At 66.5% G+C, this 26,525-nt stretch carries 28 protein-coding genes; 20 read left to right on the top strand and 8 right to left on the bottom strand.

Translation table 11 applies throughout. The features are described 5' to 3' along the window. From CXY91_RS30705 to CXY91_RS03830, 4 genes are all read left to right on the top strand, one after another. A partial coding sequence (locus tag CXY91_RS30705) for a hypothetical protein (protein WP_210202591.1) occupies window positions 1-630 on the top strand: 630 nt, incomplete at its 5' end. Next, window positions 627-1,178, top strand: a complete 552-nt coding sequence (locus CXY91_RS03840; protein WP_100959351.1) for a hypothetical protein — start codon at window positions 627-629, stop codon at window positions 1,176-1,178. The genes CXY91_RS30705 and CXY91_RS03840, both read left to right, overlap by 4 nt. Then, entirely contained in the window at window positions 1,175-1,669 is a 495-nt protein-coding gene (locus CXY91_RS03835; protein WP_100959350.1) for a hypothetical protein, read from the top strand. Before CXY91_RS03840 ends, CXY91_RS03835 begins: the two co-directional genes overlap by 4 nt. Beyond that, window positions 1,666-2,169: a hypothetical protein gene (locus tag CXY91_RS03830; RefSeq protein ID WP_100959349.1), complete on the top strand. Its 504-nt coding sequence runs from the start codon at window positions 1,666-1,668 to the stop codon at window positions 2,167-2,169. Before CXY91_RS03835 ends, CXY91_RS03830 begins: the two co-directional genes overlap by 4 nt. Here the strand turns inward: CXY91_RS03830 and CXY91_RS03825 are convergent. Then, entirely contained in the window at window positions 2,130-2,894 is a 765-nt protein-coding gene (locus CXY91_RS03825; RefSeq protein WP_100959348.1) for a class I SAM-dependent methyltransferase, read from the bottom strand. The two genes, CXY91_RS03830 and CXY91_RS03825, sit on opposite strands and share 40 nt — an antisense overlap. Window positions 2,895-3,173: 279 nt before the next feature. Here CXY91_RS03825 and CXY91_RS03820 point away from each other — a divergent pair, with 279 nt between their 5' ends. The 3 genes from CXY91_RS03820 to CXY91_RS03810 all read left to right on the top strand — a co-directional run bounded on the left by CXY91_RS03820 (window position 3,174) and on the right by CXY91_RS03810 (window position 8,234). Further along, a complete protein-coding gene (locus tag CXY91_RS03820; protein WP_100959347.1) occupies window positions 3,174-4,319 on the top strand; it encodes an efflux RND transporter periplasmic adaptor subunit in 1,146 nt (381 codons plus the stop codon). 9 nt (window positions 4,320-4,328) lie between these two features. Continuing rightward, window positions 4,329-7,451: an efflux RND transporter permease subunit gene (locus tag CXY91_RS03815; RefSeq protein ID WP_100959346.1), complete on the top strand. Its 3,123-nt coding sequence runs from the start codon at window positions 4,329-4,331 to the stop codon at window positions 7,449-7,451. A gap of 309 nt (window positions 7,452-7,760) precedes the next feature. Continuing rightward, window positions 7,761-8,234 carry an ester cyclase gene (locus CXY91_RS03810; protein WP_248307340.1) on the top strand — a complete coding sequence of 158 codons (474 nt, stop codon included), beginning with the start codon at window positions 7,761-7,763 and terminating at the stop codon, window positions 8,232-8,234. A gap of 11 nt (window positions 8,235-8,245) precedes the next feature. Here CXY91_RS03810 and CXY91_RS03805 read toward each other — a convergent pair whose 3' ends face one another. Both CXY91_RS03805 and CXY91_RS03800 read right to left on the bottom strand, forming a co-directional pair. Next, window positions 8,246-8,665 carry a DUF1330 domain-containing protein gene (locus CXY91_RS03805; RefSeq protein ID WP_091840824.1) on the bottom strand — a complete coding sequence of 140 codons (420 nt, stop codon included), beginning with the start codon at window positions 8,663-8,665 and terminating at the stop codon, window positions 8,246-8,248. Between the two features lie 10 nt (window positions 8,666-8,675). Further along, window positions 8,676-9,497: a crotonase/enoyl-CoA hydratase family protein gene (locus CXY91_RS03800; RefSeq protein ID WP_100959345.1), complete on the bottom strand. Its 822-nt coding sequence runs from the start codon at window positions 9,495-9,497 to the stop codon at window positions 8,676-8,678. Between the two features lie 86 nt (window positions 9,498-9,583). On the opposite strand from CXY91_RS03800, the gene CXY91_RS03795 reads away from it, so the two are divergent. Together CXY91_RS03795 and CXY91_RS03790 are read left to right on the top strand one after the other, a co-directional pair. Continuing rightward, window positions 9,584-10,168: a TetR/AcrR family transcriptional regulator gene (locus CXY91_RS03795; RefSeq protein ID WP_100959344.1), complete on the top strand. Its 585-nt coding sequence runs from the start codon at window positions 9,584-9,586 to the stop codon at window positions 10,166-10,168. 32 nt (window positions 10,169-10,200) lie between these two features. Continuing rightward, window positions 10,201-10,665: a hypothetical protein gene (locus tag CXY91_RS03790; RefSeq protein ID WP_100959343.1), complete on the top strand. Its 465-nt coding sequence runs from the start codon at window positions 10,201-10,203 to the stop codon at window positions 10,663-10,665. A gap of 5 nt (window positions 10,666-10,670) precedes the next feature. On the opposite strand, the gene CXY91_RS03785 is transcribed toward CXY91_RS03790, so the two are convergent. Then, on the bottom strand, window positions 10,671-11,186 hold the full coding sequence (locus tag CXY91_RS03785) for a hypothetical protein (protein ID WP_100959342.1): 516 nt from the start codon (window positions 11,184-11,186) through the stop codon (window positions 10,671-10,673). 170 nt (window positions 11,187-11,356) lie between these two features. On the opposite strand from CXY91_RS03785, the gene recA reads away from it, so the two are divergent. From recA to CXY91_RS03765, 4 genes are all read left to right on the top strand, one after another. Continuing rightward, window positions 11,357-12,442, top strand: a complete 1,086-nt coding sequence (gene recA / locus CXY91_RS03780) for a recombinase RecA (RefSeq protein ID WP_091840815.1) — start codon at window positions 11,357-11,359, stop codon at window positions 12,440-12,442. A 185-nt stretch (window positions 12,443-12,627) separates the two neighbouring features. Further along, complete coding sequence (alaS, locus tag CXY91_RS03775) at window positions 12,628-15,279, top strand: alanine--tRNA ligase (RefSeq protein WP_100959341.1); 2,652 nt, start codon at window positions 12,628-12,630, stop codon at window positions 15,277-15,279. A 30-nt stretch (window positions 15,280-15,309) separates the two neighbouring features. Further along, window positions 15,310-16,443: a cyclic nucleotide-gated ion channel gene (locus tag CXY91_RS03770; RefSeq protein WP_100959372.1), complete on the top strand. Its 1,134-nt coding sequence runs from the start codon at window positions 15,310-15,312 to the stop codon at window positions 16,441-16,443. Window positions 16,444-16,496: 53 nt separating this feature from the next. Continuing rightward, on the top strand, window positions 16,497-17,072 hold the full coding sequence (locus CXY91_RS03765) for a hypothetical protein (RefSeq protein WP_158673254.1): 576 nt from the start codon (window positions 16,497-16,499) through the stop codon (window positions 17,070-17,072). 3 nt (window positions 17,073-17,075) lie between these two features. Here the strand turns inward: CXY91_RS03765 and CXY91_RS03760 are convergent, their stop codons facing one another. The 3 genes from CXY91_RS03760 to CXY91_RS03750 form a co-directional block, all read right to left on the bottom strand. Beyond that, window positions 17,076-17,537 (bottom strand): GFA family protein, encoded by a 462-nt coding sequence (locus CXY91_RS03760; RefSeq protein WP_100959339.1) that lies wholly within the window; start codon window positions 17,535-17,537, stop codon window positions 17,076-17,078. Window positions 17,538-17,610: 73 nt separating this feature from the next. Then, entirely contained in the window at window positions 17,611-18,702 is a 1,092-nt protein-coding gene (locus CXY91_RS03755; protein ID WP_248307339.1) for a sensor histidine kinase, read from the bottom strand. A gap of 189 nt (window positions 18,703-18,891) precedes the next feature. Continuing rightward, window positions 18,892-20,106 carry an NADP-dependent isocitrate dehydrogenase gene (locus tag CXY91_RS03750; protein ID WP_091840806.1) on the bottom strand — a complete coding sequence of 405 codons (1,215 nt, stop codon included), beginning with the start codon at window positions 20,104-20,106 and terminating at the stop codon, window positions 18,892-18,894. 216 nt (window positions 20,107-20,322) lie between these two features. Here CXY91_RS03750 and CXY91_RS03745 point away from each other — a divergent pair, with 216 nt between their 5' ends. Then, a complete protein-coding gene (locus CXY91_RS03745) occupies window positions 20,323-21,042 on the top strand; it encodes an SDR family NAD(P)-dependent oxidoreductase (protein WP_100959338.1) in 720 nt (239 codons plus the stop codon). 89 nt (window positions 21,043-21,131) lie between these two features. Continuing rightward, entirely contained in the window at window positions 21,132-21,677 is a 546-nt protein-coding gene (locus CXY91_RS03740; RefSeq protein WP_091840801.1) for a 2,4'-dihydroxyacetophenone dioxygenase family protein, read from the top strand. An 86-nt stretch (window positions 21,678-21,763) separates the two neighbouring features. Here the strand turns inward: CXY91_RS03740 and CXY91_RS03735 are convergent, their stop codons facing one another. After that, window positions 21,764-22,171: a flagellar assembly protein FliX gene (locus CXY91_RS03735; RefSeq protein WP_100959337.1), complete on the bottom strand. Its 408-nt coding sequence runs from the start codon at window positions 22,169-22,171 to the stop codon at window positions 21,764-21,766. Window positions 22,172-22,496: 325 nt separating this feature from the next. Between CXY91_RS03735 and CXY91_RS03730 the strand changes: the two genes are divergently transcribed. From CXY91_RS03730 to CXY91_RS03710, 5 genes are all read left to right on the top strand, one after another. Further along, window positions 22,497-23,678: a flagellar basal body P-ring protein FlgI gene (locus tag CXY91_RS03730; RefSeq protein WP_425285472.1), complete on the top strand. Its 1,182-nt coding sequence runs from the start codon at window positions 22,497-22,499 to the stop codon at window positions 23,676-23,678. After that, window positions 23,678-24,049: a rod-binding protein gene (locus tag CXY91_RS03725; RefSeq protein ID WP_091840796.1), complete on the top strand. Its 372-nt coding sequence runs from the start codon at window positions 23,678-23,680 to the stop codon at window positions 24,047-24,049. The genes CXY91_RS03730 and CXY91_RS03725 overlap by 1 nt, the downstream gene beginning before the upstream one ends. Next, entirely contained in the window at window positions 24,042-24,530 is a 489-nt protein-coding gene (locus CXY91_RS03720; RefSeq protein ID WP_091840793.1) for a hypothetical protein, read from the top strand. The genes CXY91_RS03725 and CXY91_RS03720 overlap by 8 nt, the downstream gene beginning before the upstream one ends. Before the next feature lie 244 nt (window positions 24,531-24,774). Then, the gene (locus CXY91_RS03715) at window positions 24,775-25,245 is read left to right on the top strand and encodes a hypothetical protein (RefSeq protein WP_100959336.1); all 471 of its coding nucleotides are present in this window, start codon (window positions 24,775-24,777) and stop codon (window positions 25,243-25,245) included. A 257-nt stretch (window positions 25,246-25,502) separates the two neighbouring features. Further along, a partial coding sequence (locus CXY91_RS03710) for a flagellin N-terminal helical domain-containing protein (RefSeq protein ID WP_248307338.1) occupies window positions 25,503-26,525 on the top strand: 1,023 nt, incomplete at its 3' end.

Here is a 26,525-nt window from a genome sequence, read left to right as displayed (position 1 = left end):
CGCGCGCCCGCCCGCTCCGGCCCGTGCGCCCGCCCCCGCCGCGCGCGGGCGCTGCTTCAACTTCAACGGCCAGTCCTTCTGCGAATGAGCGCGCGGGCGAGGCGCGCCGGGGCCAGACGCGGCCGCGCACTCGGACCTCTGACGACCGCATGCGCGGCGCTGCTGGCGACATCGGCCGCGCAGGCGCAGGACGTCCGGTTCCGCGCGACCATTTCGTGGATCCAGCACGAGGTCGAACCGACGAAGCGTTCGCGGCCGACGTCGAGCACCTATCTGGTGACGCTTCGCGGCGGCGGGAGCGTGAGCGAGGAGTTCACGCGGCAGTATGGACAGCGCGCCGGCCAGGTCCGCCACGCCTCGCGCGCGACCGAGCTCGGCGAGGACATGAAGGGCCGCTTTGCGACGCAGTGGACGGTCCTCAACGAGCATACCCTGTTGCGCGTCACCGCCAGGCCCTCCCATACCTATGCGATCTGGCTGCGTACCGATGGTGGCCGCTCCTGCACTGTCTCGGCAGAATGGCGCCTCAAGCCCGGCTTCAGCCTCTACGAGACATGGGCCCCCAAGCGCGCAACGAAGATGCTGTTCTCGCAGCCGACAGACCTGAAAACCTCGTGCGAGGTGCTGTGAGGCTAACTCGACATGTCATCTCGGCCGGTTCGGCAACCCTGCGCGGCGCCGCCTTCATCGGGCTGCTCGGGCCGCTACTGCTCTGGCCGTCGGGGGTCTCGGCGAAAGAGGCGAGCTTTCGGATCACGGTGACCTGGATCACCAACTATGTCGAACCGCGCACGCGCTCGGTGCTCAGCCGGCGCAGCTATACCGTGACGCTGCGCGACAACGGAAAGGTCGAGGAGCGGCTCGAGGCATGGGTCGGAAACGGCTGGGCGGGCTCGACCGTCACGCAGACGGAAAATGATCTCGGCGAAGGCGACGGCGCCTCGCGTCGCAAGGCCTGGAAGGTCGTCAACGAAACGACGCTTCTGCGACTGGTGGCCCGCCCGTCTCACACCTTCGCGATCTGGTTGCGGACCCAGGGCGACCGGTCCTGCACCGCAACCCTGGAGTGGCGGCTGAAGCCCGGCCACACACTCTACGAGGGTCCGAAGAAGCCGGGTAAGCCGCCGGTCCGCTTCACCGAGCCGAGCTGGCCGAATGCAAGGTGCGACGTGCTGTGAGCCGGCATCTCGCCCTTGCCGCGACGGCCTGCCTTGCCGTCATCGGGGCTGCCTGTCCTGCCCTCGCCCAGGAGGCCCGTTTCCGGCTCTCGCTGGCCTGGACGGTGCCCGAGATCGCGCCGGAGCAAAGAACCCGGCTGGCGAGCCGCACGCTCACGGTCATCCTCGGAAGGGGCGGTGCGGTCAGGGAGGAAGTCAATCGCAATCGCGGCGGACGCGGGCGTGTTCGCGAGGGCGCGCTCGGTGACGACCTCGACGCTCGCGCGCGCTGGAAAGTGCTCAACGAGAACACGCTGTTGCGCCTCGTCGCGGAACGCTCGCACACCTTCGCCATCTGGCTGCGGACCGACGGCACACGCTCCTGCTCGGTCACGCTCGAATGGCGGCTCAAGTCCGGCTTCACCGCTTATGAGGGCTGGGCCCGCCGCCGCGACATCCCGATCCGATACAGCCAGCCCAAGGTTGAGCAAGCCACCTGCGAGGTTCTATGAGCCGCTACGTCGCGCTTGTGACGTTCGCCTGCCTGGTTCTGTTGGGCGCAGTTCGTCCTGCCCTCGCTCAGGAGGCGCGGTTCCAGCTTTATCTCGCGTGGACAGAGCCCGAGATCGATGGCGAGCCAAACGAGATCGTCCGGACGATCTATCTCACGCTCGGCAAGGACGGGAAAGTTGCGGAGCAAGTTCGCGGCGATGGCCTCGGGCGACGGCGACCGGGGCTGTCTCAGCAAGGCGTTCTCGGCGAGGACGTCGAAGGACGGGTAAAGGGGCGCTGGAAGGTCGTGAACGCAGGGACGCTCGTGCGTCTCACCGCCGAGCGCACGCACACCTTTGCCATCTGGCTGACCACGGATGGCAAGGGCTCCTGCTCGGTCAGGTTGGAATGGCGGCTGAAGCCCGGTTTCAAGACCTATGAAAGATGGGACCCACGCGAGCAGGACACGGTGGAATTCGGTCAGCCCGTCGTCAATCGGACGTCCTGCTCGGCCTTCTGAGCCCGGATCAGCATATGCGGGCGGAAGCGCGGGAACAGGTATTCGAAGCTCCGGAACGGCAGCTTCTTCAAGCTCTCCGACGGGCTCTGCCAGAGCATCTCGACCTCGGCCAGCTTCAGGCCGGCCTCGCGCAGGCAGGCTTCCAGCTCCGGCCGGGTGTATTCGCGCCGGTGGACGTATTCGTGCTCGAAATCGACCTCTGCGAACAGGTCCTTCGGCAGGGCGACGATCGAGCGGTTGAAGATCAGCTTCAGGATGTTCCGCAGCCGCGCGAAATTGTCGGTGGTGATGAAGATCTGGCCGTTCTCCGACAGCGCCGAGCGCAGCTTGCGCAGGATCTTGGTCGGGTCGATGCGCAAATGCTCGATATTGTCGAACCAGAATACCGCATCGACTGACTCAAGCGGCGAGACCCAGTCGGGCGCGGAGATGTCGCCGGCGAACATCCCCGCGAAATTCCCGTAGAGATCGCTCTCGATCGCCAAGGTCTCGGCGAAATCGACGACGAAGACGGAGGCGTCCAGATGCTTCTGGACGATTTCCTCCACGAAAGCGCCACCGGCGCCCAGCGACAGGACGCGCGGACTGCGTCCGAGCGTGCGCAGCGCCATGTTTGCCGAGCGATACTGCCGGTAGAAGCTGCTCTCGAAATAGGACTTCATGTGAAACTTGCGCTTTTCCAGATCGATAGACGATCGGAATTCGTCCGGAGTCAGCGCAGCCATCCACTCTAACCTTCTCAAGCGATCACTGTGCAGCTGATAGCGCGGACAGATTAAATAATCGTCGTCTGCTACGCGGGATTGGCGACTATCCGGTCAACGAATTCTGCATGATCAACGGGCGCCTGCTCCGGCATCGACGCGCTGCCCTGCTGCGAGGCGCCGGGCCAGCCGCCGCGCCCCCCGGCGCGCGAGCATTACGAAGAGTTCATGCGGCGGACAGGCCCCCTGCGGCGGGAGGCGGTAAAGTAGCGCGTGGACAGCGTTGCGCCGTGGTGACCAATGAAACGTTACGCGATCATAGCCCTTCTGGTGGCTGTCTCCGTCTTTGCCGCGTGGCGCGTGATCAGGCCGCAGGACGGCCCTGAGCAGGCCCATGCCGAGCGCCGCGCCGGCCCCATCGCGAGCCCGGTCACGACCGTGCTCGCGGGCCGCGCCGACATTCCTGTGACGCGCCGCTCGATCGGCTTCGCCGAGCCGGTCGCCATCGTCGCGGTCAAGTCCCGCCTCGACGGCATTATTGCCGATATGCACGTCAAGGAAGGCCAGGAGGTCAAGCAGGGCGACCTGCTCTTCACCCTCGACGATCGCGAGCTCAAGGCGCAGGTCGCCCGCGACGAAGCCAATGTCGAGCGCGACAAGGCGACGGTGGCGCAAAAACGCGCCGACCTCGCCCGCCAGAAAAGCCTGGTCGACAAGGGCGCCGGCACGCAGCAGGCGCTCGACCAGGCGACCGCCGACGAGGCCGTCGCCACCGCCGCCGTCAAGGCGGACGAAGCGACGCTCGCGCTCGACCGCGTCCGGCTCGGCTACACCACGATCACCGCCCCGATCTCCGGCCGGCTCGGCGCCATCGCCGCGACGCCCGGCAATGCGGTGCGCGCCAACGATGCCAGCAGCAACCTCGTGACGGTGACGCAGCTCGCCCCGATCCGCGTCACCTTCACTTTGCCGGAACGCGACCTGACCTTGCTACAGGAAGCGGCCAAGGCGCAGATGCCGGCGAAGGTCACCGCCTACGCTTCCGGCACGCGGGAGGAGCTCGCCACCGGCGACCTCTCCTTCATCGATTCCGCCGTCGACATCCCGTCGGGCACCGTCAGCGTCAAGGCGCTGTTCGCGAACGATCCGCATCGGCTCTGGCCGGGGCAATATGTCGATGTCGTCGTCCAGCTCGGCATGCTGCCGGGCTCCGTCACCGTGCCCTCGGTCGCGCTGCAGGAGGGGCAGAAGGGCCCGTTCGTCTACGTCGCCAAAGCCGACGACACGGTCGAGGCCAGGACCGTCAAGGTCGCCTCCAACGAGAACGGCGTCGTCGCGATTGCCTCGGGCCTGTCGCAGGACGAGAAGGTCGTGACCGAAGGCCAGTCGCGGCTTTCTCCCGGCGCCAGGATCAGGCTGACCGCCCCGCAAACCGCCAAGCCCTGAGGGCGCGCCATGTCGGTCTCTGCTTTCTGCATCCGCCATCCCGTCGCGACGATCCTGATGTCGTGCGCGCTGATCCTCGGCGGCCTGTTCGCCTGGCGCTCCCTGCCGGTCGCGGCGCTGCCGCGCGCCGAGTTCCCGGTCGTCAACGTCTCCGCGCAATTGCCCGGCGCCTCGCCCGAGATCATGGCGACCTCGGTGGCGACGCCATTGATCAAGCAGTTCGCCACCATCGCCGGCATCGATTCGATCGCGACCACCAACGCGCTCGGTAATACCTCGATCGCGATCCAGTTCGCGCTCGACCGCGATATCGACGCGGCGGCGGCCGACGTCCAGGCGGCGATCGCCCGGACCCAGCGCCAGCTCCCGGTCGACATGACGACGCCGCCGAGCTACCGCAAGTTCAATCCCGCCGACGCCCCGATCCTGCTGCTGGCGCTGAAGAGCGACGTCACCCCGCTCTCCAAGATCGATGCCTTCGTCCAGCAGGTGCTCTCCCCCACCCTCTCCACTGTCGAGGGCGTGGCGCAGGTCCAGATCTTCGGCAGCCAGAAATACGCGGTGCGCATCCAGGTCGATCCGACCGCGCTCGCCGCCCGCGGCATCGGCATCAACGAATTGCAGGCGGCGATCACCGCCGCCAACGTCAACACCCCGGTCGGCACTATGCAGTCCGGCCCGCAGCAATTGACGCTGGAGGCGCAGACCCAGCTCGCCGACGCCGGCCATTTCGCCGACATCATCATCGCCACCCGCGATGGCCGCCCGGTCCGGCTCGGCGACGTCGCCAAGGTGATCGATTCCGTCGAGAACCTGCAGCTCGCCAGCTGGTATGACGGCTCGCGCGCCCTCGTCGTCGCCGTCTTCCGCCAGCCTGACGCCAACACGGTCGATGTCGTCGACAAGGTCAAGACGGCGATCGGCCAGATGCAGTCGCTGCTGCCGCCGGCGACGACGCTCGGCCTGCTCAACGACCGCTCCGCCTCGATCCGCCAAGCGGTCGAGGACGTGCAGTTCACGCTGGGGCTGACGATCGTGCTGGTCGTCGCGGTGATCTTCCTGTTCCTGCGCCGCTTCACCGCGACGCTGATCCCGGCGGTGGCGGTGCCGATTTCGCTGATCGCCACGCTGGGGGCGATGTACCTGCTCGATTTCTCGATCGACAACATCTCGCTGCTCGGCCTGACGCTCGCGGTCGGCCTCGTCGTCGACGATGCGATCGTGATGCTGGAGAACATCGTTCGGCACATGGAGGAGGATGGGCTCTCGGCCTTCGACGCGGCGCTGAAGGGTTCGAGCGAGATCGGCTTCACCATCATCTCGATCTCGCTCTCGCTGGTCGCCGTCTTCATCCCGGTGCTGCTGATGGGCGGCGTGATCGGGCGCGTCTTCAACGAGTTCGCCGTCGTCGTCACGGTCGCCATCCTCGCCTCGGCCTTCGTCTCGCTGACGCTGACGCCGATGATGTGCGCACGCCTCGGCGCCAGCGCAGCCGGCCATGCGGAGCCTGGAAAGAAGGATCGGCTCGCCTTCCTCGAACGCGGCTTCGACGCCGTGCTCGGCGCCTATCGCGCCGGGCTCGACCTCAGCCTGACATACCGGCGCACCGTCCTGATGATTTTCCTCGCCAGCGTCGCCGCCAGCGCCTGGCTGGTGGTGACCATCCCCAAGGGCTTTTTCCCGCAGGAGGATATCGGCCAGCTCCAGGTCGCGACCGAGGCGCGCCAGGACATCTCCTTCGACGCCATGTCGGCGCTGCAACAAAAGGTCGAGGAGGTCTTCCGCAGCTCGCCCTATGTCAGCCATGTCGCCTCGACCATTGGCTCCAGCGGCCAGTCGAGCAGCCTCAATGCCGGGCGGCTCTTCGTCGAGTTGAAACCGAAAGACCAGCGCCCGCCGCTGCAGCAGATGCTGGCGGAGCTGCGTCGCCAGCTCGCCGCCATCCCCGGCATCGCGACCTATATGTCGCCGGTGCAGAACCTCAACATCGGCGCGCGCTCCTCCAAGAGCCAGTACCAGTTCGTGATGCAGTCGATCGACCAGGCCGCTCTATCCGACTGGTCGGGGAAGATGCTGGAGGCGCTGCAGCACGACCCGCTCTTCGTCGACGTCACCACCGACCTGCAGAACAAGGCCCTGCTCGCCAACCTCGTCGTCGACCGGGCCAAGGCGCAGTCGCTCGGCATCAGCGCCGACGTGCTGCGCTCCAGCCTCTATTCCGGCTTCGGCGTGCGCCAGATCTCGACGATCTACACCACCAGCGACAGCTACCAGGTCATCATCGAATTCAATCCGGACATCCAGTGGTCGAACGACCGGCTCGACCAGGTCCGCTTCCGCTCCTCCTCCGGCGCGCTCGTCCCGCTGGGCACCTTCGCCCGGATCGAGCGCAAGGCCGGCCCGCTCACCGTCAACCAGCTCGGCCAGCTCCCGGCCGTCACCCTCTCCTTCAATTTGCCGGCCGGCCGCGCGCTCGGCGAGGCCGTGCAGCGGATCGACGCGATCAAGGCCGAACTCGGCCTGCCCGCCCAGATCGGCACCAGCTTCGCCGGCGTCGCCAAGACCTTCGAGCAGTCGCTCGGCAACCAGGGCCTGTTGATCGCCGGTGCGGTGCTGACGATCTACATCGTGCTCGGCATCCTCTACGAGAGCTTCATCCACCCGCTGACCATCCTGACCGGCCTGCCGGCGGCGGCGCTCGGCGCGCTGCTGACGCTGAAGCTCTTCGGCCTCGACCTCTCGGTCATCGCCGTGATCGGGCTCCTGATGCTGATCGGCATCGTCAAGAAGAACGCGATCATGATGATCGACGTCGCGCTCGAACTGCAGCGCGCCGGCGAGCCGCCGGACACTGCGATCCGCGAAGCCTGCCTGCGCCGCTTCCGGCCGATCATCATGACGACGCTGGCGGCGATCCTCGGCGCCCTGCCGATCGCGATCGGCGCCGGCGCCAGCGCGGAACTGCGCCAGCCGCTCGGCCTCGCCGTCGTCGGCGGGCTGATCGTCTCGCAGGTGCTGACGCTGTTTATCACCCCGGTGATCTTCCTGTTCATGGAAGGACTGTCGCGCAGGCTGGGCGGCAAGAGATCGACCGTTCCCGCCCCGGCGGAAACGCCCCACGCGGCGGGGTGAGCACGCGGTACCGTCAGCGAACTGATCTGTCTCACACTCAGCCCTCATCCTGAGGAGCCGCGCAGCGGCGTCTCGAAGGATGCTTGAGATGATTCGGGAGCCTCCTGAAGCATCCTTCGAGACGCCATTCCTCCGGGAATGGCTCCTCAGGATGAGGGCTCGCAGACGTTCAAATCGTGCTCCGAAGCCCGCTCGGTATGGGCAGTTTGCCAACGGCGCTGTGCGAGATTTGCTGTGCCCTTCGGCGCATCTTCGGCAGAGCGTGCGCAAATCTGGCTGCGATGGCCTGCGGCGGCATGGGAGGCGAGCATGACTGAGATGCCGCAGGGACGCGAGGCGCCGCCCGACGAGCCCGCCCTCGACTTCGCCGGCGTTACGCTCTCGCCGCAGAAGGAGATCGTCAGGGTCTTCTACAAGGAGATGTGGGACCACGCCGACAAGTCGCTGATCCCGCGGATCTTCCACGAGGACTTCACCTTTCGCGGCTCGCTCGGCCCGGTCCTGCGCGGCCATCGCGAATTCGCGGGTTATGTCGACTGGGTCACCGGCGCGCTCGGCGCGTACACCTCGGACATCCTGGCAATGGTCGAGGAAGGCAACCGCGTCTTCGGGCGCTTGCGCTTCCACGGCTTCCATCGCCGCGAGATGTTCGGAGTGCCGCCGAGCGGCCGCCATGTCTGGTGGCATGGCGCGCCGGCCTTCACCTTCGAGGACGGGCTGGTGCGCGACCTCTTCGTGCTCGGCGACATCCACGGCCTGATCGGGCGCCTGAAGCATGGCTGAGCGACCCTGCCCTATCCGGCGAAGGTCACCCCCGCCTCCCGCGCCGCCAGCCGGATCAGGCGGCAATCCTTCACCGCCGCCTGCCGATGCATCATCGCCTCGCGATAGATCGGATCGCGGAACATCGCCGCGAAGGCCTCGACGCTGGGATATTCGGCGATGAAGCAGATGTCCCAGCGCTCGCCCCGCGGGCCGATCAGCATCTGCTCGAAGCCGCCGCGCCAGATGATCCGCCCGCCGAGCCGGGTCAGCACCGGCGCACTGATCCGGCCATAGGCCGCGAATGCCTCGCGGCCGCCGCCATGCGGTCCGTCCGGATACTGCGCCTCGGCATTGAGCCGGATCAGGTTCAGCATCTGCACCGGCCCTGGCCGGTCATCGGCGCGGAAGGCGGCGAAAGCCTCGCGGCTGAAGCTCGAATGGTCGCTCATGCCCGCTCCCTCACCCGGCCTTGGCGACCTGCGACCAGCCGCCGGAATAGACCGGCTGGCGCCGCGCCATCCAGGCGTCGAGCCCCTCGCGCAGATCGGCCGTCGGCACGATGCGGGCGAACTGCTCGCTCTCGATCAGCAGCCCTTCGGCGATGCTGGCGTTGATGCCGCGCGTCACCGCCGTGAGGATGGTCGCCGCAGCCAGGGACGAATGCCTGAGGATGCGCTGCGCCAGCGCCTGCGCCGCCGGCAGCAGCTCCTCATGCGGCACCACCGCGTTGATCAGCCCCATATCGAGCGCCCGCTGCGGCGTGAACGGATCGCCCGTCAGCAGCAGCTCCATGGCGCGCTTGCGGCCGGCGAGGCGCGGCAGGCGCTGTGTCCCGCCGAAGGTCGGCGGCATGCCGAGATTGATCTCCGGCTTGGCGAACATCGCCCGCTCGCTGGCGATGGCGAGCGGCACCGCCTCGGTGACCTCGCAGCCGCCGCCATAGGCGAGCCCGTTCACCGCCGCGATCACCGGCTTGCCGAAGGCCTCCAGCCGCGCCGTCAGCTTCTGCCCGCGGCGGACGAAATCGCGCACCGCCTGCTCCGGCCCGGCCGCGACGCTCCGCGAGAATTCGTGGATGTCGCCGCCGGCCGAAAAGGCGCGCTCGCCCGCGCCGGTCAGGATCACCGCCCGGACCGAAGGATCGACCTCGATCGCATCGAGCACCTCGAGCAGGCGGTCGATCAAGCCGTAGCTCAGCGCATTCAGCTTCTCGGGCCGGTTCAGCGTCAGCGTCGCAATCGCCTCGCGCTGTTGAATCAGGATGGGATCATTATCGGGCATGGCCTTGGCCTTCTTCCGGTTTCGACCGATCGAAGCTGCACTCGCGGCTTGACGATGTATACTACCTGTACGGTATACATCGAGGCATGACCGAACCCGACAAACCGACGCGCACCCGCATCATCGAGGCCGCCAGCAAGCTCTTCTACGGCGAGGGCATCCGCGCCGTCAGCGTCGATGCGGTGGCTGAGAAGGCCGGCGTCACCAAGCGCACGCTCTACTACCATTTCGAGAGCAAGGACGAGCTCGTCGCCGCCTATCTCGAGGCGCGCGACCAGCCCAATCTCAAGCTGATGGCCGGCTGGTTCGACAAGGCCGAGGGGGGCCTGCCGCAGAAGATCGAGGCGATCTTCCAGAACCTAGCACGCTCCGCCCGCCATCCGCGCTGGAAGGGCTGCGGCTTCCTGCGCACCGCCGCCGAGCTTGCCAACCTGCCCGGCCATCCGGCGATCAGGATCGGCGCGCGCCACAAGGCCGGCTTCGAGCGCTGGCTCGCCGCCGCCTGCGCCGAGCATGGCGCCGCCGCTCCCGACGAACTCGCCCGCCAGGTCGTATTGCTCATGGACGGCGCCTTCTCGGTCATGCTCGTCCATCGCGACCCCGCCTATGTCGAGGCGGCTGGCCGCGCCGCCGCCTCGCTCGCTGCGACGGCGCAAAGCCAGGCGGTTTGATCGGCGCCTGACGGCCCTCTATCGTGAGCCGCATGACGCAAAGGCCGGTCCTCGCCTACACGCTGTTGCTGATCGTGCAGACAGCCTGCGCGCTGGTGATCCTCTTCCACATCCACATCGCCTTCCGCGTGCTGGTCGCGCATATCGGCGAGCAGCAGATGCTACCGACCGACATCCTGATTCAGATCTGCGTGGCGGCGTTGCTGGGTCAGTTTTGCTATTGGAGCCGCCTGTACCGACTGCCGGTACCCACAGGCTTCCACAGCCTGGCTCTCGGCCATCTGCTGGCTTTCGCCGCCCGCCTCGGTGCGATCGTCGGCGGTGCGCTCGCCTCGCTCTATTTCCTGCGTCACCTGCCGGAGCTGACCAAGCTCGGCGACGGCTTCAGCCTGGTCTGGCGCTCCGGCCTGCTGCTCGCCATCGTCTTCGCGCTGTATTGCTACACGCTGGAGCTGGAACGGCTCGCCGCCGCCTGGCAGGCCGATCCGGAGCATTGAGCGCATCAGGCGCGCAGGCTGGCGAGCCAGCCCCTGAACCCACGCAAGCGCTCACGCACCACCTGTACGAGTTCGACCGCCCGCCGCCAGGCAGCGCTGGCCTTGATCCGCCCGATCACCGCCTGACGGATGGCATCGATCCAGCCCATGATCCGCGCGAACCAGGGAATGGTGAGGAGTTGCGCTCGCCCGGCATGGTAGACGCGCTCGACCAGCAGGAAGCCGGCGAGATGGCCGACCGCGGTCGTGACAATGCCGGCCGTGAGCGCCCCGCGCGCCAGGAACACGAGGCCGAGCAGCTTCAGCGGCTCGACGATGGCGAAGGGGATCGCCAGCGCGACCAGCGCGCCATAGGGCGGCAACCGCCCGATCGCATCTTCCAGCCGCCCCACCAGCCTGAGCGAGGCGAACCAGGCGATCAGCGGCCGGTAGAGCGGCCGCAGCAATTCGTCGACCAGAATGACGAACCCGACCACGAGGTCGAGCGGGATCAGGAGGAGCTTGATCAGGGACTTGCGCATGACGCCTTATACCCTGGGAGCCGGGCGCGATCATCCTGCCGGAGCACAACCGGGACGCGCTGCAGCAAGAACAAAAAAAGAACTTGCGGGAGAGAACAAACCATGACCATAGTCATCCCCATGGCGCGGATTGAGATGTGGTCGCGCCCCTGCCATAAGGAGCGCACGTCGTGAATCAGGCAAATCTCAGGCTCGTGGAAGGCTCTTCGATGGACAAGGCCAAGGCGCTCGATGCGGCGCTCTCGCAGATCGAACGGGCTTTCGGCAAGGGCTCGATCATGCGCCTGGGCAAGAACCAGCAGGCGATCGAGATCGAGACGGTCTCGACCGGCTCGCTCGGGCTCGACATCGCGCTCGGCGTCGGCGGCCTGCCGCGCGGCCGCGTCGTCGAGATCTACGGCCCTGAATCCTCCGGCAAGACCACGCTCGCGCTCCACACCATCGCCGAAGCCCAGAAGAAGGGCGGCGTCTGCGCCTTCGTCGACGCCGAGCACGCGCTCGACCCGGTCTATGCCCGCAAGCTCGGCGTCAATCTCGACGACCTGCTGATCTCGCAGCCCGACACCGGCGAGCAGGCGCTCGAGATCACCGACACGCTGGTCCGCTCCGGTGCGATCGATGTGCTCGTCGTCGATTCGGTGGCCGCACTGACGCCGCGTGCCGAGATCGAGGGCGAGATGGGCGACAACCAGCCCGGCCTGCAGGCGCGTCTGATGAGCCAGGCGCTGCGCAAGCTCACCGCCTCGATCTCGCGCTCGAACTGCATGGTCATCTTCATCAACCAGATCCGCATGAAGATCGGCGTGATGTACGGCTCGCCCGAGACGACCACCGGCGGCAATGCGCTCAAGTTCTACGCCTCGGTCCGCCTCGACATCCGTCGCGTCTCGACGCTGAAGGAGCGTGACGAAGCGACCGGCAACCAGGTCCGCGTCAAGGTCGTCAAGAACAAGGTCGCGCCGCCCTTCAAGCAGGTCGAGTTCGACATCATGTTCGGCGAAGGCATCTCGAAGGCCGGCGAACTGGTCGATCTCGGCGTCAAGGCCGGCATCGTCGAGAAATCCGGCGCCTGGTTCTCCTTCGACAGCCAGCGCCTCGGTCAGGGTCGCGAAAACGCCAAGACCTTCCTCAAGGCCAATCCCGACGTCGCCGCCAAGATCGAGACGACGATCCGTCAGAATTCCGGCCTGGTCGCCGAGCGTATCCTGGAGAACGCCGATCCGACTGCCGAGGACCTCGACGAGGGCGAAGCCTGAGCCTTCAAACCCGCGCTTGGGATAGTTAAGTCGACGGGCGGCCTTCGGGCCGCCCGTTTCCGTTTTGCGGTCAGCAGCTTGCCGATATGGCGTCCTTGCGGGCGCTTTCTGGACAGGCGCACATGGGCTGACTAGAACCACTGCGCCGGGCCGGCCGGCCCCACCAGAACAGAGCCAAGATTGCGATGAGCGGCGTCAACGAGATCAGGTCGACCTTCCTCGATTACTTCAAGTCGAACGGTCATGAAGTGGTGCCGTCGAGCCCGCTCGTGCCGCGCAACGACCCGACCTTGATGTTCGCCAATTCCGGCATGGTGCAGTTCAAGAACGTCTTTACCGGCCAGGAGAAGCGCCCCTACGCGCGCGCCACCACGGCGCAGAAATGCGTGCGCGCCGGCGGCAAGCACAACGACCTCGACAATGTCGGCTACACCGCCCGCCACCACACCTTCTTCGAGATGCTGGGCAACTTTTCCTTCGGCGACTATTTCAAGGAACAGGCGATCACCCATGCCTGGACCCTGGTCACCCGCGAATTCGGCCTGCCCAAGGACAAGCTGACCGTCACGGTCTACTCCGAGGATGACGAGGCGCACACGCTCTGGAAGAAGATCGCCGGCCTGCCGGATTCGCGCATCATCCGCATCGCGACCTCCGACAATTTCTGGCGCATGGGCGATGTCGGCCCCTGCGGCCCATGCTCCGAGATCTTCTACGATCATGGCGACCACATCCCCGGCGGCCCTCCGGGCTCGCCCGACGAGGATGGCGACCGTTTCATCGAGATCTGGAACCTCGTGTTCATGCAGTATGAGGAGGCCGCGGGCGGTATTCGCACCAACCTGCCCCGCCCGTCGATCGACACCGGCATGGGCCTCGAGCGCATCGCCGCCGTGCTCCAGGGCACGCATGACAACTATGCGATCGACCTCTTCGCCACGCTGATCCGCACCATCGCCGATCTGACCAACGTCCCCTCCGACGGGCCGATGAGCGCGAGCCATCGCGTCATCGCCGACCATCTGCGCTGCTCCGCCTTCCTGATCGCCGATGGCGTGCTGCCCTCTAATGAGGGCCGCGGCTATGTGCTGCGCCGGATCATGCGACGCGGCATGCGCCATGCGCAGCTGCTCGGCGCCAAGGACCCGCTGATGCACAAATTGGTGCCGGCGCTGGTGCGCGAGATGGGCCAGGCCTATCCCGAGCTGATCCGAGCCGAGGCGCTGATTTCGGAGACGCTGAAGCTGGAGGAAACCCGCTTCCGCACCACGCTGGCGCGCGGCCTCTCCATCCTCGACCAGGAAACGCAGGCACTGGGCTCCGGCGACAAGCTGAAGGGCGACATCGCCTTCACCCTCTACGACACCTATGGCTTCCCGCTCGACCTGACCCAGGATGCGCTGCGCGCCCGCGGCGTCGGCGTCGACATCGAGGGCTTCGATGCGGCGATGGCGCAGCAGAAGGCCAAGGCGCGCGCCGCCTGGGCCGGCACCGGCGAGGCCGCGACCGAGACGCTCTGGTTCCCGCTGCGCGAGCGCGTCGGCGCGACCGAGTTCCTCGGCTACGACACCGAGAGCGCCGAGGGCGTCGTCACCGCGCTGGTCAAGGACAATGCCGAGGTCGCGACGCTGAAAGAAGGCGAGAGCGGCATCGTCATCCTCAATCAGACGCCGTTCTATGGCGAGTCCGGCGGGCAGGTCGGCGATACCGGCACGATCACCGGCAACGGCTTCAAGGCGCAGGTGCTGGACGTTCAGAAGAAGCTCGGCGACGTCTTCGCCCATCAGGTCAGGGTCGTCTCCGGCGCGATCGAGCTCGGCAAGCCGGCCGAGCTGACGGTCGACCATGGCCGGCGCGGCACCATCCGCGCCAACCATTCGGCCACCCATCTGTTGCACGAGGCGCTGCGTCGCGTGCTCGGCGACCATGTCGCGCAGAAGGGCTCGCAGGTTGCGCCGGAACGGCTGCGCTTCGACTTCAGCCACCCCAAGCCGATCTCGCGCGAGGAGCTGGCAAAAGTCGAGGAGATGGCGAACAGGCTCGTGCTGCAGAACGAGCCGATCACCACCAAGCTGATGTCGGTCGACGACGCCATTGCTTCAGGCGCGCGCGCTCTGTTCGGCGAGAAGTACGGCGACGAGGTTCGTGTCGTGTCGATGGGCACCGATCGCGATGCCGAGACGCCGAAGGCCTTCTCGGTCGAGCTCTGCGGCGGCACCCATGCCAGCCGCACCGGCGATATCGGCCTCGTCACCGTCCTGTCCGAGGCCGGCGTCGCGGCCGGCGTGCGCCGGCTCGAAGCGCTCACCGGCGAGGCGGCCCGTCGCCATCTGCGCGAAGAGAGCGTCGCGCTCGACGAGATGGCCGGCCTGCTGAAGGCGCCGATCGCCGAATTGCCGGCGCGCGTCGCGACCCTGGTCGAGGAGCGCCGCAAGCTCGAGCGTGAGCTGAGCGAAGCCCGCAAGAAGCTCGCCATGGGCGGCGGCGGCGAAGCCAGCGATCCGATCCGCGAGATCGCCGGTGCCAAGCTCCTGGCCCGCGCCGTCACCGGCGTCGAGATGAAGGACCTGAAGAGCCTGGCCGACGAGGCCAAGGCCCGCGTCGGCTCCGGCGTCGTCGCCATCGTCGGGGTCGCCGAGGACGGCAAGGCCGGCGTCGTCGTCGGCGTCACGCCCGATCTGACCGGGCGCTTCGACGCGGTCGCGCTGGTGCGCGCGGCCTCCGAACGCCTCGGCGGCAAGGGCGGTGGCGGACGCCGCGACATGGCCCAGGCTGGCGGCCCGGACGGCACGCAGGCTGAAGCTGCGCTCGAAGCCGTCGCCGCCGCGATGGGCTGAACGACAATGTCCGCCGCCCCGCAGCCTGGCATGAGCTGGCGGCGGCGGGCGCATCTGGTCATCGACCGGGGCGCGGGCGACGATCTCTCGGCGCGGCTCGTCCATGGCGGGCTGGTGGCGCTGATCGTCGTCAACATCACGGCGCTGGTGCTGGAATCGGTGCCGCGCTTCGCTACCGCCCATGAACGGCTGTTCCATGGGATCGAGTTGGTCTCGACCGTGCTGTTCACGCTCGAATATGGGGTCCGGCTCTGGGTCGCACCCGAGCATGCACGCTACCGCGGGCTGAGCGACTGGGCGGCGCGGCGCGCCTATGCGCTGTCACCGCCGGCCCTGCTCGACTTCCTCGCCACCGTGCCGCTCTATGCCGCCCTGCTCGGCTATGGCGATCTCAAGATCCTGCTGCTGTTCCGGCTGCTGCGCTTCTTCAAGCTCGGCCGCTATTCGCCCGGCATGGCTTCCCTCGGCGCGGCGCTGCATGCCGAGCGCAAGGCGCTCGCCGCCTGCGTCGTGATCCTGATCGGCGTGATGCTGCTATCGGCGACCGCGATGCATTTCGTCGAGCACGACGTGCAGCCGGACAAGTTCGGCACCATCCCCGATGCGATGTGGTGGGCGATCGTGACGCTGACCACCGTCGGCTATGGCGATGCCTTCCCGGTCAGCCCGCTCGGCAAGGTCATCGCGTCGCTGACCGCCGTGATGGGCCTCGTCATGCTGGCGCTGCCGGTCGGCATCATCGCCACCGCCTTCGCCCAGGAGATCCACCGGCGTGAGTTCGTCGTCACCTGGAGCATGCTGGCGCGCGTGCCGCTCTTCAGCGGGCTCGACGCCGCCGAGATCGCCGAGATCATGAACGCATTGCGCGCCCGGACCGTGCGCGGTGGCGGCGTCGTGCTGCGCCCGCACGAGCCGGCGCACTCGCTCTATTTCGTCGCCAGCGGCGAGGTCGAGCTCGTCGAACCCGATGGCAGCCGCCGGCTCGACGAAGGCTGCTATTTCGGCGAGCTCTGCCTGACCGAGCTCGCGGCTGCAGAGGGCGGCATCGCGGCGCATGCCACGGTCGCGACCAAGCTGCTCGTCCTTGATCCTGCCGATTTTCGTCTGCTCATGCTGCGTCACCCGGAACTTGCCGCCCATCTCCATCGACTTGCAGCAGCATGATGCCGACCCGCCGCACGATCCTCGCTTTGCTCCTCTGCGCAGGCAGCCCTGCCATGGCCCAGCAGCAGCGGCCGCAGCAGCGCCCGCCGCAAAGCCCGAATCTCTCGGCGCCGCGCACGCTGATGGCCGGCGCCATGGCGACGGTGTTCGTCAGCCGCGCCCCGGCCAATGCCCGCCTCGCCATCAGCCGGCCGGGCGATCCTCCGGATGCGGCGATCGTCGCCTCTCCGCTCGGCCAGGTCCCGGCGCTGTCGCTGCCGGCGCCGGGCGAGGTCGGCAGCTTCGAATGGCGCCTGCTCGGTGAAAGCGACGGCAAGCCGGTCGTCCTGCTGCGCCAGCCGCTGGTGACGACCGAGCCGGCTGCAACGCTCGCCGCCCCTGCCCGCGTCGCGCGCGGCAATCCGCTGCCCGTGCGCGGCATCGGCCCCAATGGCGACCGCGACCGCGTCGTGCTGGTCAAGCCGGATGCACCGCCCGAGGCGCAGGGGCCGAATTTCTTCCCGGCCGAGAATGTCGAGAGCACGCTGGAGGCGCCGGCCGAGCCCGGGGCTTATGAGCTGCGCTATGTGATGGACGCGCCCCTCACCGGCTCGCGCGTGCTGGCGCGGCGCGAGCTTTTGGTCGAGTAGCGCTCAGTCATGATCGGGATGCTGGCGCGAGCGATAACCCGGCAGCTCATCCGCCGGGATGTCGTCCTCGGTCCGTGTGCCCTCCAGGCGGCATAACGCGTCGAACCAGGGGGCCCTGCCCTCGACGCCATAAGCGTGGGTCGGGGAAAAGGCGGTGGCATCGTCGAGACTGCCGACCGCGAGCGCAAGCGTGCCAGCGGCCGGATAGCTGAAGCTCAGCGGCGTGCCGCACTCCCTGCAGAAGCCGCGCTCGGCCACCTCCGACGAGCGGAAGACCGAAGGCGTCCCGCGCGTCCAGACGACGTTCTCGATGCGCGAGGAGGCGAAGGCGCCGAAATAATTGCCGACCGCCTTCTGGCACATTCGGCAGAAACAGACTGAAACCTTGTGCGGCGGCTTCAGCAGCCGGTAGCGCACCGCGCCGCACTGGCAGCCGCCGGTGAGGGGGGATGTCGTTCCTGTCATGTCTGCTTCCGATCGACTTCCGACATTCCGCTAACGGGAGCGCCGACCTGCTGAACGCGGCGGAGCGACATCTTCAGAGTTCTCGTACATCCGATATCGTCGCCTCGAATGTGGCAAGCAGGCCGCTCGGCAGGTACTGCTTTTCGACCCCACCCTTGCCCACGAGACCCATCTGAATGAGGCGAGAGCCGAAGCTCGTCCTTTCAGGCTCGGCGACTCTGGGGCCACCGAATTCTTCCCAAGTCAACCTGATGAACGGCTCGGCACCGGTCTCGATTTTCCATGTGAGATCGACTTTGCCTGCCGGTACGGACAGAGCGCCGTACTTGACGGCATTCGTCGCCAACTCGTGGAGCAATAACGAGATGGAGACGGTCGCCTTCTGGCCAAGCTCGATGTCCGGGCCTGTGGTTCGGATGCGACCGCCGTCGCCATGTAATTTAAGCATCGGCCGAATAACATTGATCAGGGAGGCAGCCGCCCAGTCCTGCTGCAGAAGTTGGTCATGGGCCGTGCCCATGGCCGAGATACGTTGGATAAATGCAGCGACGGCATCGCGCTCGGCCACGCCCTTGAGTGTCTGGGTGGCGATGGCCTGCACCATCGCCAACGTATTCTTCATGCGGTGAGAGATTTCTGCGTTGAGCAAGGTCTGCTGGCGCTGGGCATTGTCGCGGTCGCGCAAGACCCTACGGAGTTCCAACTGCCGCATGACCTGTCTAGCCAGGACTTTCAGCGTGTCCTGCTGGAGCTCTGTGAGAACGCGGGGCTGATAGTCCAGGACGCAGACTGTCCCGATTGCGTGACCTTCCTCGGTCTTCAACAGCGCACCCGCATAAAAGCGCAGGCCGGGTTCCCCGGTGACGAGAGGGTTACAATCGAAGCGTGCGTCTTTGGTCGCATCCGGGACGAGCAGGAAGTCCTGCTCCAGGATCGCCTTTGCACAGAAGGAATTGTCGAGGGGCGTTTCGCGAACCCCAAGGCCGACCTCTGCTTTGAAGAACTGCCGATCTTCCGCGATGAGGTTCACCACGGCTATGGGAGTTTGGCAAATGCGGGAGGCCAGGCTCGCAATCTCGTCGAAGTCCCGCTCACGCGGCGTATCGAGCATATCGTAGTTCGCCAGCGCCTGCAGACGCTCTGCCTCGCGGTACTCAAAGTTCAAGATTGGCCACCTATTACCGGCTCGAACTCCCAGTAACCACAATCTCAGCCGTAAGTCGAAGTCAATTGCTGGCGTCAGCTTCCACCCCTAGGCGTGACTTGCTTGCCCGGACATTCACGCCTTCCACTCCACGAGAAAAAGCCCGGCCAGACTGGCCGGGCTTCGAATCGTCGGCAGGCTCGACGCCGCTTACGCCGCCATCGCCTTGCGCAGGTTGTCGCTGACCTTGTCGAGGAAGCCGGTGGTCGAGAGGAACTTCTGGTCGGGACCGACCAGCAGCGCCAGGTCCTTGGTCATGTCGCCGGCCTCGACGGTGTCGACCGTGACCTTCTCGAGCAGGGTCGCGAACTTGGCGAGTTCGGCATTGTCGTCGAGCTTGGCGCGGTGGGCGAGACCACGGGTCCAGGCGAAGATCGAGGCGATCGAGTTGGTCGAGGTCTCCTTGCCCTTCTGGTGCTCGCGGTAGTGGCGGGTCACCGTGCCGTGGGCGGCCTCGGCCTCGACGGTCTTGCCATCCGGCGTCATCAGCACCGAGGTCATCAGGCCGAGCGAGCCGAAGCCCTGCGCCACCGTGTCGGACTGAACGTCGCCATCGTAGTTCTTGCAGGCCCAAACATAGCCGCCCGACCACTTCATCGCCGACGCCACCATGTCGTCGATCAGGCGGTGCTCATAGGTGATGCCGAGCTTGTCGAACTCCGCCTTGAACTCGGCGTCGAAGATCTCCTGGAAGATGTCCTTGAAGCGCCCGTCATAGGTCTTGAGGATGGTGTTCTTGGTCGAGAGATAGACCGGATACTTGCGCATCAGGCCGTAGTTCAGCGACGCCCGGGCGAAATCGCGGATCGAGTCGTCGAGATTGTACATCGCCATCGCGACACCGGCGTCGGGGGCCTTGAAGACCTCCTTCTCGATGACGTTGCCGTCCTCGCCGACGAACTTGATCGAGAGCGTGCCCTTGCCGGGGAACTTGAAATCGGTCGCGCGGTACTGGTCGCCATAGGCATGGCGGCCGATGACGATCGGCTGGGTCCAGCCGGGCACCAGGCGCGGGACGTTCTTGCAGATGATCGGCTCGCGGAAGATCACGCCGCCCAGGATGTTGCGGATCGTGCCGTTCGGGCTCTTCCACATCGACTTGAGGTTGAACTCCTTCACGCGCGCCTCATCCGGCGTGATGGTGGCGCACTTGACCGCGACGCCATGCTTCTTGGTGGCGTTGGCGGCGTCGATCGTGACCTGGTCGTCGGTCGCGTCACGGTTCTGGACCGAAAGGTCGAAATAATCGAGCTCGAGGTCGAGATAGGGGAATATCAGCTTGTCCTTGATGTGCTGCCAGATGATGCGGGTCATCTCGTCGCCGTCCATGTCGACGACCGGGTTGGCGACCTTGATCTTGCTCATGTGATGCGACCCCTGCTCTGGTCAGTCTGGAACGATTGCAGGCAGCAGCTGAGCGCCACTACCAGCCCGCGCGCTTCCTAGCGGGTTCCGCTGCCAGGGGGAAGCCGGCCTTTTGGGCAACCGCGGGGGCGTGACCGATGTCCCCCGCGCCCCGACGCAGGGCGCCCCGCCCTGCAACGCAGTTGGCAATGTTGCGAACCGATTTAGATTGGAGCCATGACAAGCTCCTCCTCTCCCCTCGCCCTCGTCACCGGCGGCACCCGCGGCATCGGCGCGGGCGCCGCGCTTGCACTCGCCGAGGCCGGCTACCAGGTCCTCGCCACCGGTCTCACGCAGGAGGAGGTCGCGGCGACGCCCACCCATGCTGCGATCCGTCATGCCCGCCTCGACGTCACCAGCGATGCGCAGGTCGCAGCGATCGTCGCCGGCTGCGAGCGTATCGACGCCCTCGTCAACTGCGCCGGCATGATCCAGCGCGGCGGCAAGGAATTCGAGATCGAGGCCTTCCGGCTGACCCTCGAGGTCAATCTCACCGGCTCGATGCGCATGTGCCTGGCGGCGAAAAACAAGCTTGCCGCGAGCAAAGGCGCGATCGTCAACACCGCTTCGATGCTGACCTTCCATGGCTCGGCCTATGCGCCGGGCTATTCCGCCTCGAAGGGCGGCGTCGGCCAGTTGACCAAGTCGCTCGCCGCCGCCTGGGCGCAGGACGGTATCCGCGTCAACGCGGTCGCGCCCGGCTGGATCGCGACCGAACTGACCAGGCCTCTCGTCGAGGACGCAGCCCGCTCCGCCCCGATCCTCTCGCGCACCCCGATGAACCGCTGGGGCGAGCCGGGCGATGTCGGCGGGGCGGTGCTGTTCCTGCTCTCGGATGCCGCCCGCTTCATCACCGGCACGATTCTGCCGGTCGACGGCGGCTATCTCGCCGTCTGAAAGACGTGACAAAGATCAACGATCTGGCAGCGTTTCCTGAATCGATCGCCCAGCCAGCTGAATCAGAAACTCAACCGGAGGAAACAGCGATGAACAAGGTCAGCCCGGTCCCCGTCCAAGTCAGCACCGAGGAACGCTGGACGCCCTATCGGCACCCGCAGCCGAAGGATTCCCCGCCGGAGCTGATCGTGCCGAACGTCATCCCGGAGGATGAGCGCGTCTGGGTGCCGGTCGACGACAATGTCTGGTTCCGGCCTTTGTGCTTATCGGTGACGCGTGGCTACTGGATGAACCTGCTGCGCGTGCGCCGCGCCGGCGTGCTCTCGCGCCATCGCCACCCCCAGCCCGTCCATGGTTATGTGCTGCGGGGAAAGTGGCGCTATCTCGAGCATGACTGGACCGCGACGGAGGGCTCCTATGTCTACGAGGCGCCCGGCGAGACCCATACGCTGGTGGTCGATCCCGATGTCGAGGAGATGATCACCATGTTCCAGGTCAACGGCGCGATGATCTATGTCGATCCGGACGGCAAATGCCTCGGCTATGACGACGTCTTCACCCGGCTCGACAAATGCCGGGCGCACTACGCCACCAACGGCCTCGGGGCGGAGTACGCCGATCAGTTCATCCGCTGATTTGGCTCGCCGTTCATTCGAACACGGGGTCGCCGATTGAAGCGCGCCTCCCCTCTCCCCTTGCGAAAGAAGGGGATGCCCCTCGCTCAGCGCCCGAGCTTCGCGAGTTCGACCGCCGCGCGCAATTCGATATGGGCGAGGACCTCGTCGAGCCGGGGATCGTCGGTCGCCTCGCGCCGCGCCGACAGCATCGCCTTCAGCCGCTCCAGCTCCGCCGGCGCGACGCGCCCGGAGAGCAGGGCGGCCTTCAGCCGGTCCAACCCGTCGAGCAAGTCATGGCCGCGGCGGGCCTGGCGCCGCTTGCGCTCCTGCCCGTCCTCCTCGGCCTGAACCGCGAGCAAACCGTCGAGCGAACCGGCATGGCTGACGGCCGCGCCCTGTGCCGCGCCGGCGCTCTCGCGGGCCGGCAGGCGGAAGCTCGAGCCGCCGGTCGTGCCGCTGCGACTGGTCGACGTCGTCGAGGAGATCGGACTGCGCTGGTCGATGCGGATCATCACGCTCTCGCAAGGTCGGCCCGAAAAGGCGCTGCAGGGACGCTGCCCGACCCGCTTTCTTGTGCCGGCAACGTGGTTAAGGAGCGGTAAACCGCCCGGCAGGATTTGCCGGGGGCGGCAGCTTTGCACCAGCCGCCACGCCATGAGCAATCTGACGTCCCATCTCTAAAATACTGATTAAAAAGCGTTTTCGCTTTCTCCCGAATTGGCACGCTCTTCGCAACGGCTTGGCGACATCAGATTCACCCGGTGCCATATGCCTAGCTTCCTCCGCCTCCATCATCTGCTGACGCCGCTCGCAGCCTTGCTGCTGGCCGGCGCCGCGATGGCGGCCGATCTTGCTCCGGCGCCGCCTTTGGCTCGTGGCGGCAATGGCGTCAGCAGCCACGCTCCGACGCGCAACGGCGCGGCCGAGGCCGGCGTCTCGCGCACCGCCTTCGCCGGCAGCGGCGGCATGGGCACCGCGCTATCGCGCATCAAGGACCTCGCCTCGGTCGAGGGCGTGCGCAGCAACCAGATCCTCGGCTACGGCATCGTCGTCGGCCTCAACGGCACCGGCGATACGCTCAACAACGCGCCTTTCACCAAGCAGTCGCTGCAGGCGATGCTGGAGCGCCTCGGCGTCAACACCCGCGGCGCCAGCATGCGCACCGCCAATGTCGCGGCGGTGATGATCACCGCCAATCTGCCGCCTTTCGCCGTCCAGGGCACGCGCCTCGACGTCACCGTTTCGGCGCTGGGCGACGCCAAATCGCTGCAGGGCGGCACGCTGCTCGCGACCCCGCTGCTCGGCGCCGATGGCGAGGTCTATGCGGTCTCGCAGGGCCCGGTCGCGATCGCCGGCTTCTCGGCCGAGGCGGATGCCGCCAAGATCACTCGCGGCGTCCCGACCGTCGGGCGCATCGCCAATGGCGGCTTGGTCGAGCGCGAGATCGACTTCGCCCTGAACAAGCTGAAGACACTGCGCCTGTCGCTGCGCAATCCCGACCTCACCACCGCCCGCCGCATCGCCGCCGCGATCAACGACTTCATCGGCGGCGACTCGGCCGAGCCGACCGACCCGTCCACCGTGGTGCTGCAGATCCCGCCGCGCTTCCAGGGCAACATGATCCGCCTGCTCACCGATATCGAGCAGCTTCGGGTCGAGCCCGATCAGGGTGCCCGCGTCGTCATCGACGAGCGCTCCGGCATCATCGTGATGGGCAAGGATGTCCGCGTCTCCACCGTGGCCGTCGCCCAGGGCAACCTGACGGTGACGATCTCGGAGGAACCGCAGGTCAGCCAGCCCAACGAGCTCTCCAACGGCCGGACCGTCGTCGTCCCGCGCAGCAACGTCAAGGTCGACACCGAAGGCAACAACAAGCTCGCCCTCGTCAAGGAGAGCGTCACCTTGCGCGAACTGGTCGACGGGCTGAACGCGCTCGGCATCGGCCCGCGCGACCTGCTCTCCATCCTGCAAGCCATCAAGGCAGCCGGCGCGCTGCAAGCCGACATCGAGGTGATGTGATGAGTGCCCTCCTCGCCGCTCCTGCCGCCAAGCTCGCCATCGGCGCCGCCACCAAGCTGGCCGGCGGCATCGCCGACGCGCTCAGCTCCACGCAGAACACCAAGGCGAAGAAGACCGCCGACGATTTCGAGACCGTCTTCCTCGAGAACTTCACCCAGACCATGATGAGCTCGAGCGGCACCGAAGGCCCGCTCGGCGAGAACGGCACGGGCGGCGACGTCTGGCGGTCGATGCTGACGCAGGAATACGCCAAGCAGATCCAGAAGTCCGGCGGCGTCGGCCTCTCCGACCAGATCATGCGCGACCTGATCCAGGTCCAGGCTTCGGCCGGCAAGTCCGCTGCCACGTCGGCGGGAGCCGGCAATGCTTGAGCGGATGCGCGTCGTCGACGAACGCCCGCGCGTCTCGAACGCCATCGAGGCCGAACGCCTGATCGAGGCCGTGATGGAGACGCTGAGCGCGCTCTCCCATGTCGTCGGCGAGGAAACCGGGCTGGTCAAGGCCGGACGCCTCAAGGATGCGATGGAGCGCGAGGCGCGCAAGGCCGAGCTCGCCGGCGTCTATATGAAGGGCGTCGAGCAGGTGAAACTGAACGCGGTGGCGCTGGCCCGCTTCGCCCCGGAGCGGGTCAAGCGCCTGAAGAGCGCCCATCTCGCCTTCCAGGAGCTGATCGACCTCAATCAGACCGTGCTGGCGACGGCCCGGGCGATCTCGGAATCGATCATGCGCGACCTGGCCGTCGACACCAACAAGCAGAACAGGGCGCCCGGCTACGGCCCGACCGCGACCGTCGGCGCCGGAGTCTTCGCGCGGCCCAATGCCGGCCCGATGGTGATTTCGAAGAGTCTGTGAGATGGGCACCCGCAAGAAGAAACATCCGAGCACTTGCGGCATGTCCAGATCAGGAATTCACCGCAGGCGAAAGACTGCATGGTTAATCTGAACCGAGACTCGACCTAAGCAGCATTAACGCTGTCTAGGCGCGGGAAATGCGCAAAACGCATTGCAATTTACCAATTTCTCTAACGGCGGATTCAACTCTCTGCCGCATCCTCTCAGGCTTGGAAGAAGTCCGCCCTTGCGAGAGGAGTCCAGAATGGATTTCGGCGCGACACCAAAGACGTTCGCGACCGGTGCCGTCCAGGCAACGATCCGCACCGACATTTCCGTCCAGAACGGCGCAACCCCGCTCGAGCTCCCCCCGGAGAAGACCGTCCGTTCGGTCCCCGCTGGCGAACCGGTCCAGCTCGACATCCGGGCCCGTGCCGAGGAGCGCCGCTCCGACGCGCAGCGCCAGCAGAGCGCGCAGGACGATACCGCCCAGCAACGCCGCTTCGATGAGCAGCGCCGCCAGCAGGAGTTGCGCGACGTGATCGAGCGGCGCCTCGATATCGAGCCGAAGACGCGCAGCGTCATACTGCGTAAGACCAACCGCGATACCGGCGAAGTTGTCGAGCAGCTCCCTGACGAGACGCTGCTGAAGCTGCGCATCTGGTCGCGCGAGATCATCGAGCGTAATCGTGAGGCGGAAGCTCCTCGCAATCACGAGGTCGAGCGCCTCGCCTAGGCTTATCGACCTCACTCATCATTCGACGCCGCTGGTATTCGCCGGCGGCGCTTTTCGTTAGTCAAGCCAGATCCGATCGCAAAAGCCTGGCCACGACAGTATTTAACACTTGTTAACTAGTTCGCAACTTCGCCCAAATTGCGGGCAATTCGCCGCTCCGGATTCACCGCTCGTTACGAAATCGGCCGCATCCTGCCTCGGTCGCGGCCAGAACGGTCTCGACGCCAGAAGGCACCATACCAGGAAGGTATTATAAAATGGCCGTTTCTCTCTCTGCTGGCGTCCGCAATAACCTTGCGACGCTGCAATCGACCGCCGCCCAGTCCGCGCAGATCCAGAACCGTCTTGCTACCGGCAAGAAGGTCAACTCCGCGATCGACAGCCCGGTCAACTTCTTCACCGCCGCCTCGCTGAACGATCGCTCAAGCCAGCTCACCGGCCTGCTCGACGGCATCTCGAACGGCATCCAGACCATCCAGGCCGCCTCCAAGGGCATCGACGGCATCACCAAGCTCGTCGGTTCGCTGCAGTCGACCGTGAAGCAGGCCCAGGCCGACGCGGCTCAGAACCGCCCGACCAAGGCCGGCACGGCTCTGGCCAACGCGGCTGAAGTCGCCCTCACCAGCAAGAGCCTGAAGGACATCGCCCTCGACAAGAAATTGCTCGATGACGATGCCAGCGCCGCGAACAATGCTGCCACGGCGTCGAGCTCGGGCAACGTCGGCCTGACCACCGCCAACGTCAACATCGGCATCTCGATCGTCGCTGGTTCGACGACCTATGAGGCCTCGTTCGACGGCAGCAACGCGACGGTCCGCGACCTCGTCAACGAGATCAACAAGTCGGGCATCGCGACCGCCTTCGTCGACGAGAAGGGCCAGCTCAACGTCAAGGGCACCGGCTCCGACGCTCTGCAGGTCGGTATCGGTTCTGCGGCGGCGAGCGGCACCGCCGCGATCACCGACGCTCAGACCGGTGGCGCCAACACGGCCGTCGGCTTCGCCGCCGCGGATCGTACGGGCGCCGGCCTCACCTCGTCGGGCATCACCTCGGCGGTGCGCTCGAACCTGATCGACCAGTACAACGACCTGCGCGCCAAGATCGACGATCTCGCCAAGGATGCCGGCTTCAACGGCATCAACCTGCTCGCAGGTGACCGTCTCTCTGTCGTCTTCAACGAGAAGACCGGCAAGAACCAGACCAAGCTCGACGTCCAGGGCACCCAGCTGACCTCCGACAACCTCGGCATCGTCAAGGCTGGCAACACCCAGCTCGCCGGC

Origin of the sequence: Allobosea sp. FBZP-16, from assembly GCF_002831785.1 — a bacterium.
Lineage (GTDB): Bacteria > Pseudomonadota > Alphaproteobacteria > Rhizobiales > Beijerinckiaceae > Allobosea > Allobosea lupini.
This window is presented reverse-complemented; position numbering and strand designations above follow the sequence as displayed.

Excerpts from the sequence above, each read along its gene's own strand:
- CXY91_RS03830 (WP_100959349.1), top strand. The coding sequence starts at position 1,666 with ATGAGCCGCTACGTCGCGCTTGTGACGTTCGCCTGCCTGGTTCTGTTG.
- CXY91_RS03785 (WP_100959342.1), bottom strand. The coding sequence starts at position 11,186 with ATGCGCAAGTCCCTGATCAAGCTCCTCCTGATCCCGCTCGACCTCGTG.
- CXY91_RS03730 (WP_425285472.1), top strand. The coding sequence starts at position 22,497 with ATGGCGGCCGATCTTGCTCCGGCGCCGCCTTTGGCTCGTGGCGGCAAT.
- CXY91_RS03800 (WP_100959345.1), bottom strand. The coding sequence starts at position 9,497 with ATGCCCGATAATGATCCCATCCTGATTCAACAGCGCGAGGCGATTGCG.
- CXY91_RS03770 (WP_100959372.1), top strand. The coding sequence starts at position 15,310 with ATGAGCTGGCGGCGGCGGGCGCATCTGGTCATCGACCGGGGCGCGGGC.
- CXY91_RS03715 (WP_100959336.1), top strand. The coding sequence starts at position 24,775 with ATGGATTTCGGCGCGACACCAAAGACGTTCGCGACCGGTGCCGTCCAG.
- CXY91_RS03760 (WP_100959339.1), bottom strand. The coding sequence starts at position 17,537 with ATGACAGGAACGACATCCCCCCTCACCGGCGGCTGCCAGTGCGGCGCG.
- CXY91_RS03805 (WP_091840824.1), bottom strand. The coding sequence starts at position 8,665 with ATGAGCGACCATTCGAGCTTCAGCCGCGAGGCTTTCGCCGCCTTCCGC.
- CXY91_RS03765 (WP_158673254.1), top strand. The coding sequence starts at position 16,497 with ATGGCCCAGCAGCAGCGGCCGCAGCAGCGCCCGCCGCAAAGCCCGAAT.
- alaS (WP_100959341.1), top strand. The coding sequence starts at position 12,628 with ATGAGCGGCGTCAACGAGATCAGGTCGACCTTCCTCGATTACTTCAAG.
- CXY91_RS03745 (WP_100959338.1), top strand. The coding sequence starts at position 20,323 with ATGACAAGCTCCTCCTCTCCCCTCGCCCTCGTCACCGGCGGCACCCGC.
- CXY91_RS03790 (WP_100959343.1), top strand. The coding sequence starts at position 10,201 with ATGACGCAAAGGCCGGTCCTCGCCTACACGCTGTTGCTGATCGTGCAG.
- CXY91_RS03810 (WP_248307340.1), top strand. The coding sequence starts at position 7,761 with ATGACTGAGATGCCGCAGGGACGCGAGGCGCCGCCCGACGAGCCCGCC.
- CXY91_RS03820 (WP_100959347.1), top strand. The coding sequence starts at position 3,174 with ATGAAACGTTACGCGATCATAGCCCTTCTGGTGGCTGTCTCCGTCTTT.
- CXY91_RS03725 (WP_091840796.1), top strand. The coding sequence starts at position 23,678 with ATGAGTGCCCTCCTCGCCGCTCCTGCCGCCAAGCTCGCCATCGGCGCC.
- CXY91_RS03795 (WP_100959344.1), top strand. The coding sequence starts at position 9,584 with ATGACCGAACCCGACAAACCGACGCGCACCCGCATCATCGAGGCCGCC.
- CXY91_RS03720 (WP_091840793.1), top strand. The coding sequence starts at position 24,042 with ATGCTTGAGCGGATGCGCGTCGTCGACGAACGCCCGCGCGTCTCGAAC.
- CXY91_RS03740 (WP_091840801.1), top strand. The coding sequence starts at position 21,132 with ATGAACAAGGTCAGCCCGGTCCCCGTCCAAGTCAGCACCGAGGAACGC.
- CXY91_RS03750 (WP_091840806.1), bottom strand. The coding sequence starts at position 20,106 with ATGAGCAAGATCAAGGTCGCCAACCCGGTCGTCGACATGGACGGCGAC.
- CXY91_RS03825 (WP_100959348.1), bottom strand. The coding sequence starts at position 2,894 with ATGGCTGCGCTGACTCCGGACGAATTCCGATCGTCTATCGATCTGGAA.
- CXY91_RS03815 (WP_100959346.1), top strand. The coding sequence starts at position 4,329 with ATGTCGGTCTCTGCTTTCTGCATCCGCCATCCCGTCGCGACGATCCTG.
- CXY91_RS03735 (WP_100959337.1), bottom strand. The coding sequence starts at position 22,171 with ATGATCCGCATCGACCAGCGCAGTCCGATCTCCTCGACGACGTCGACC.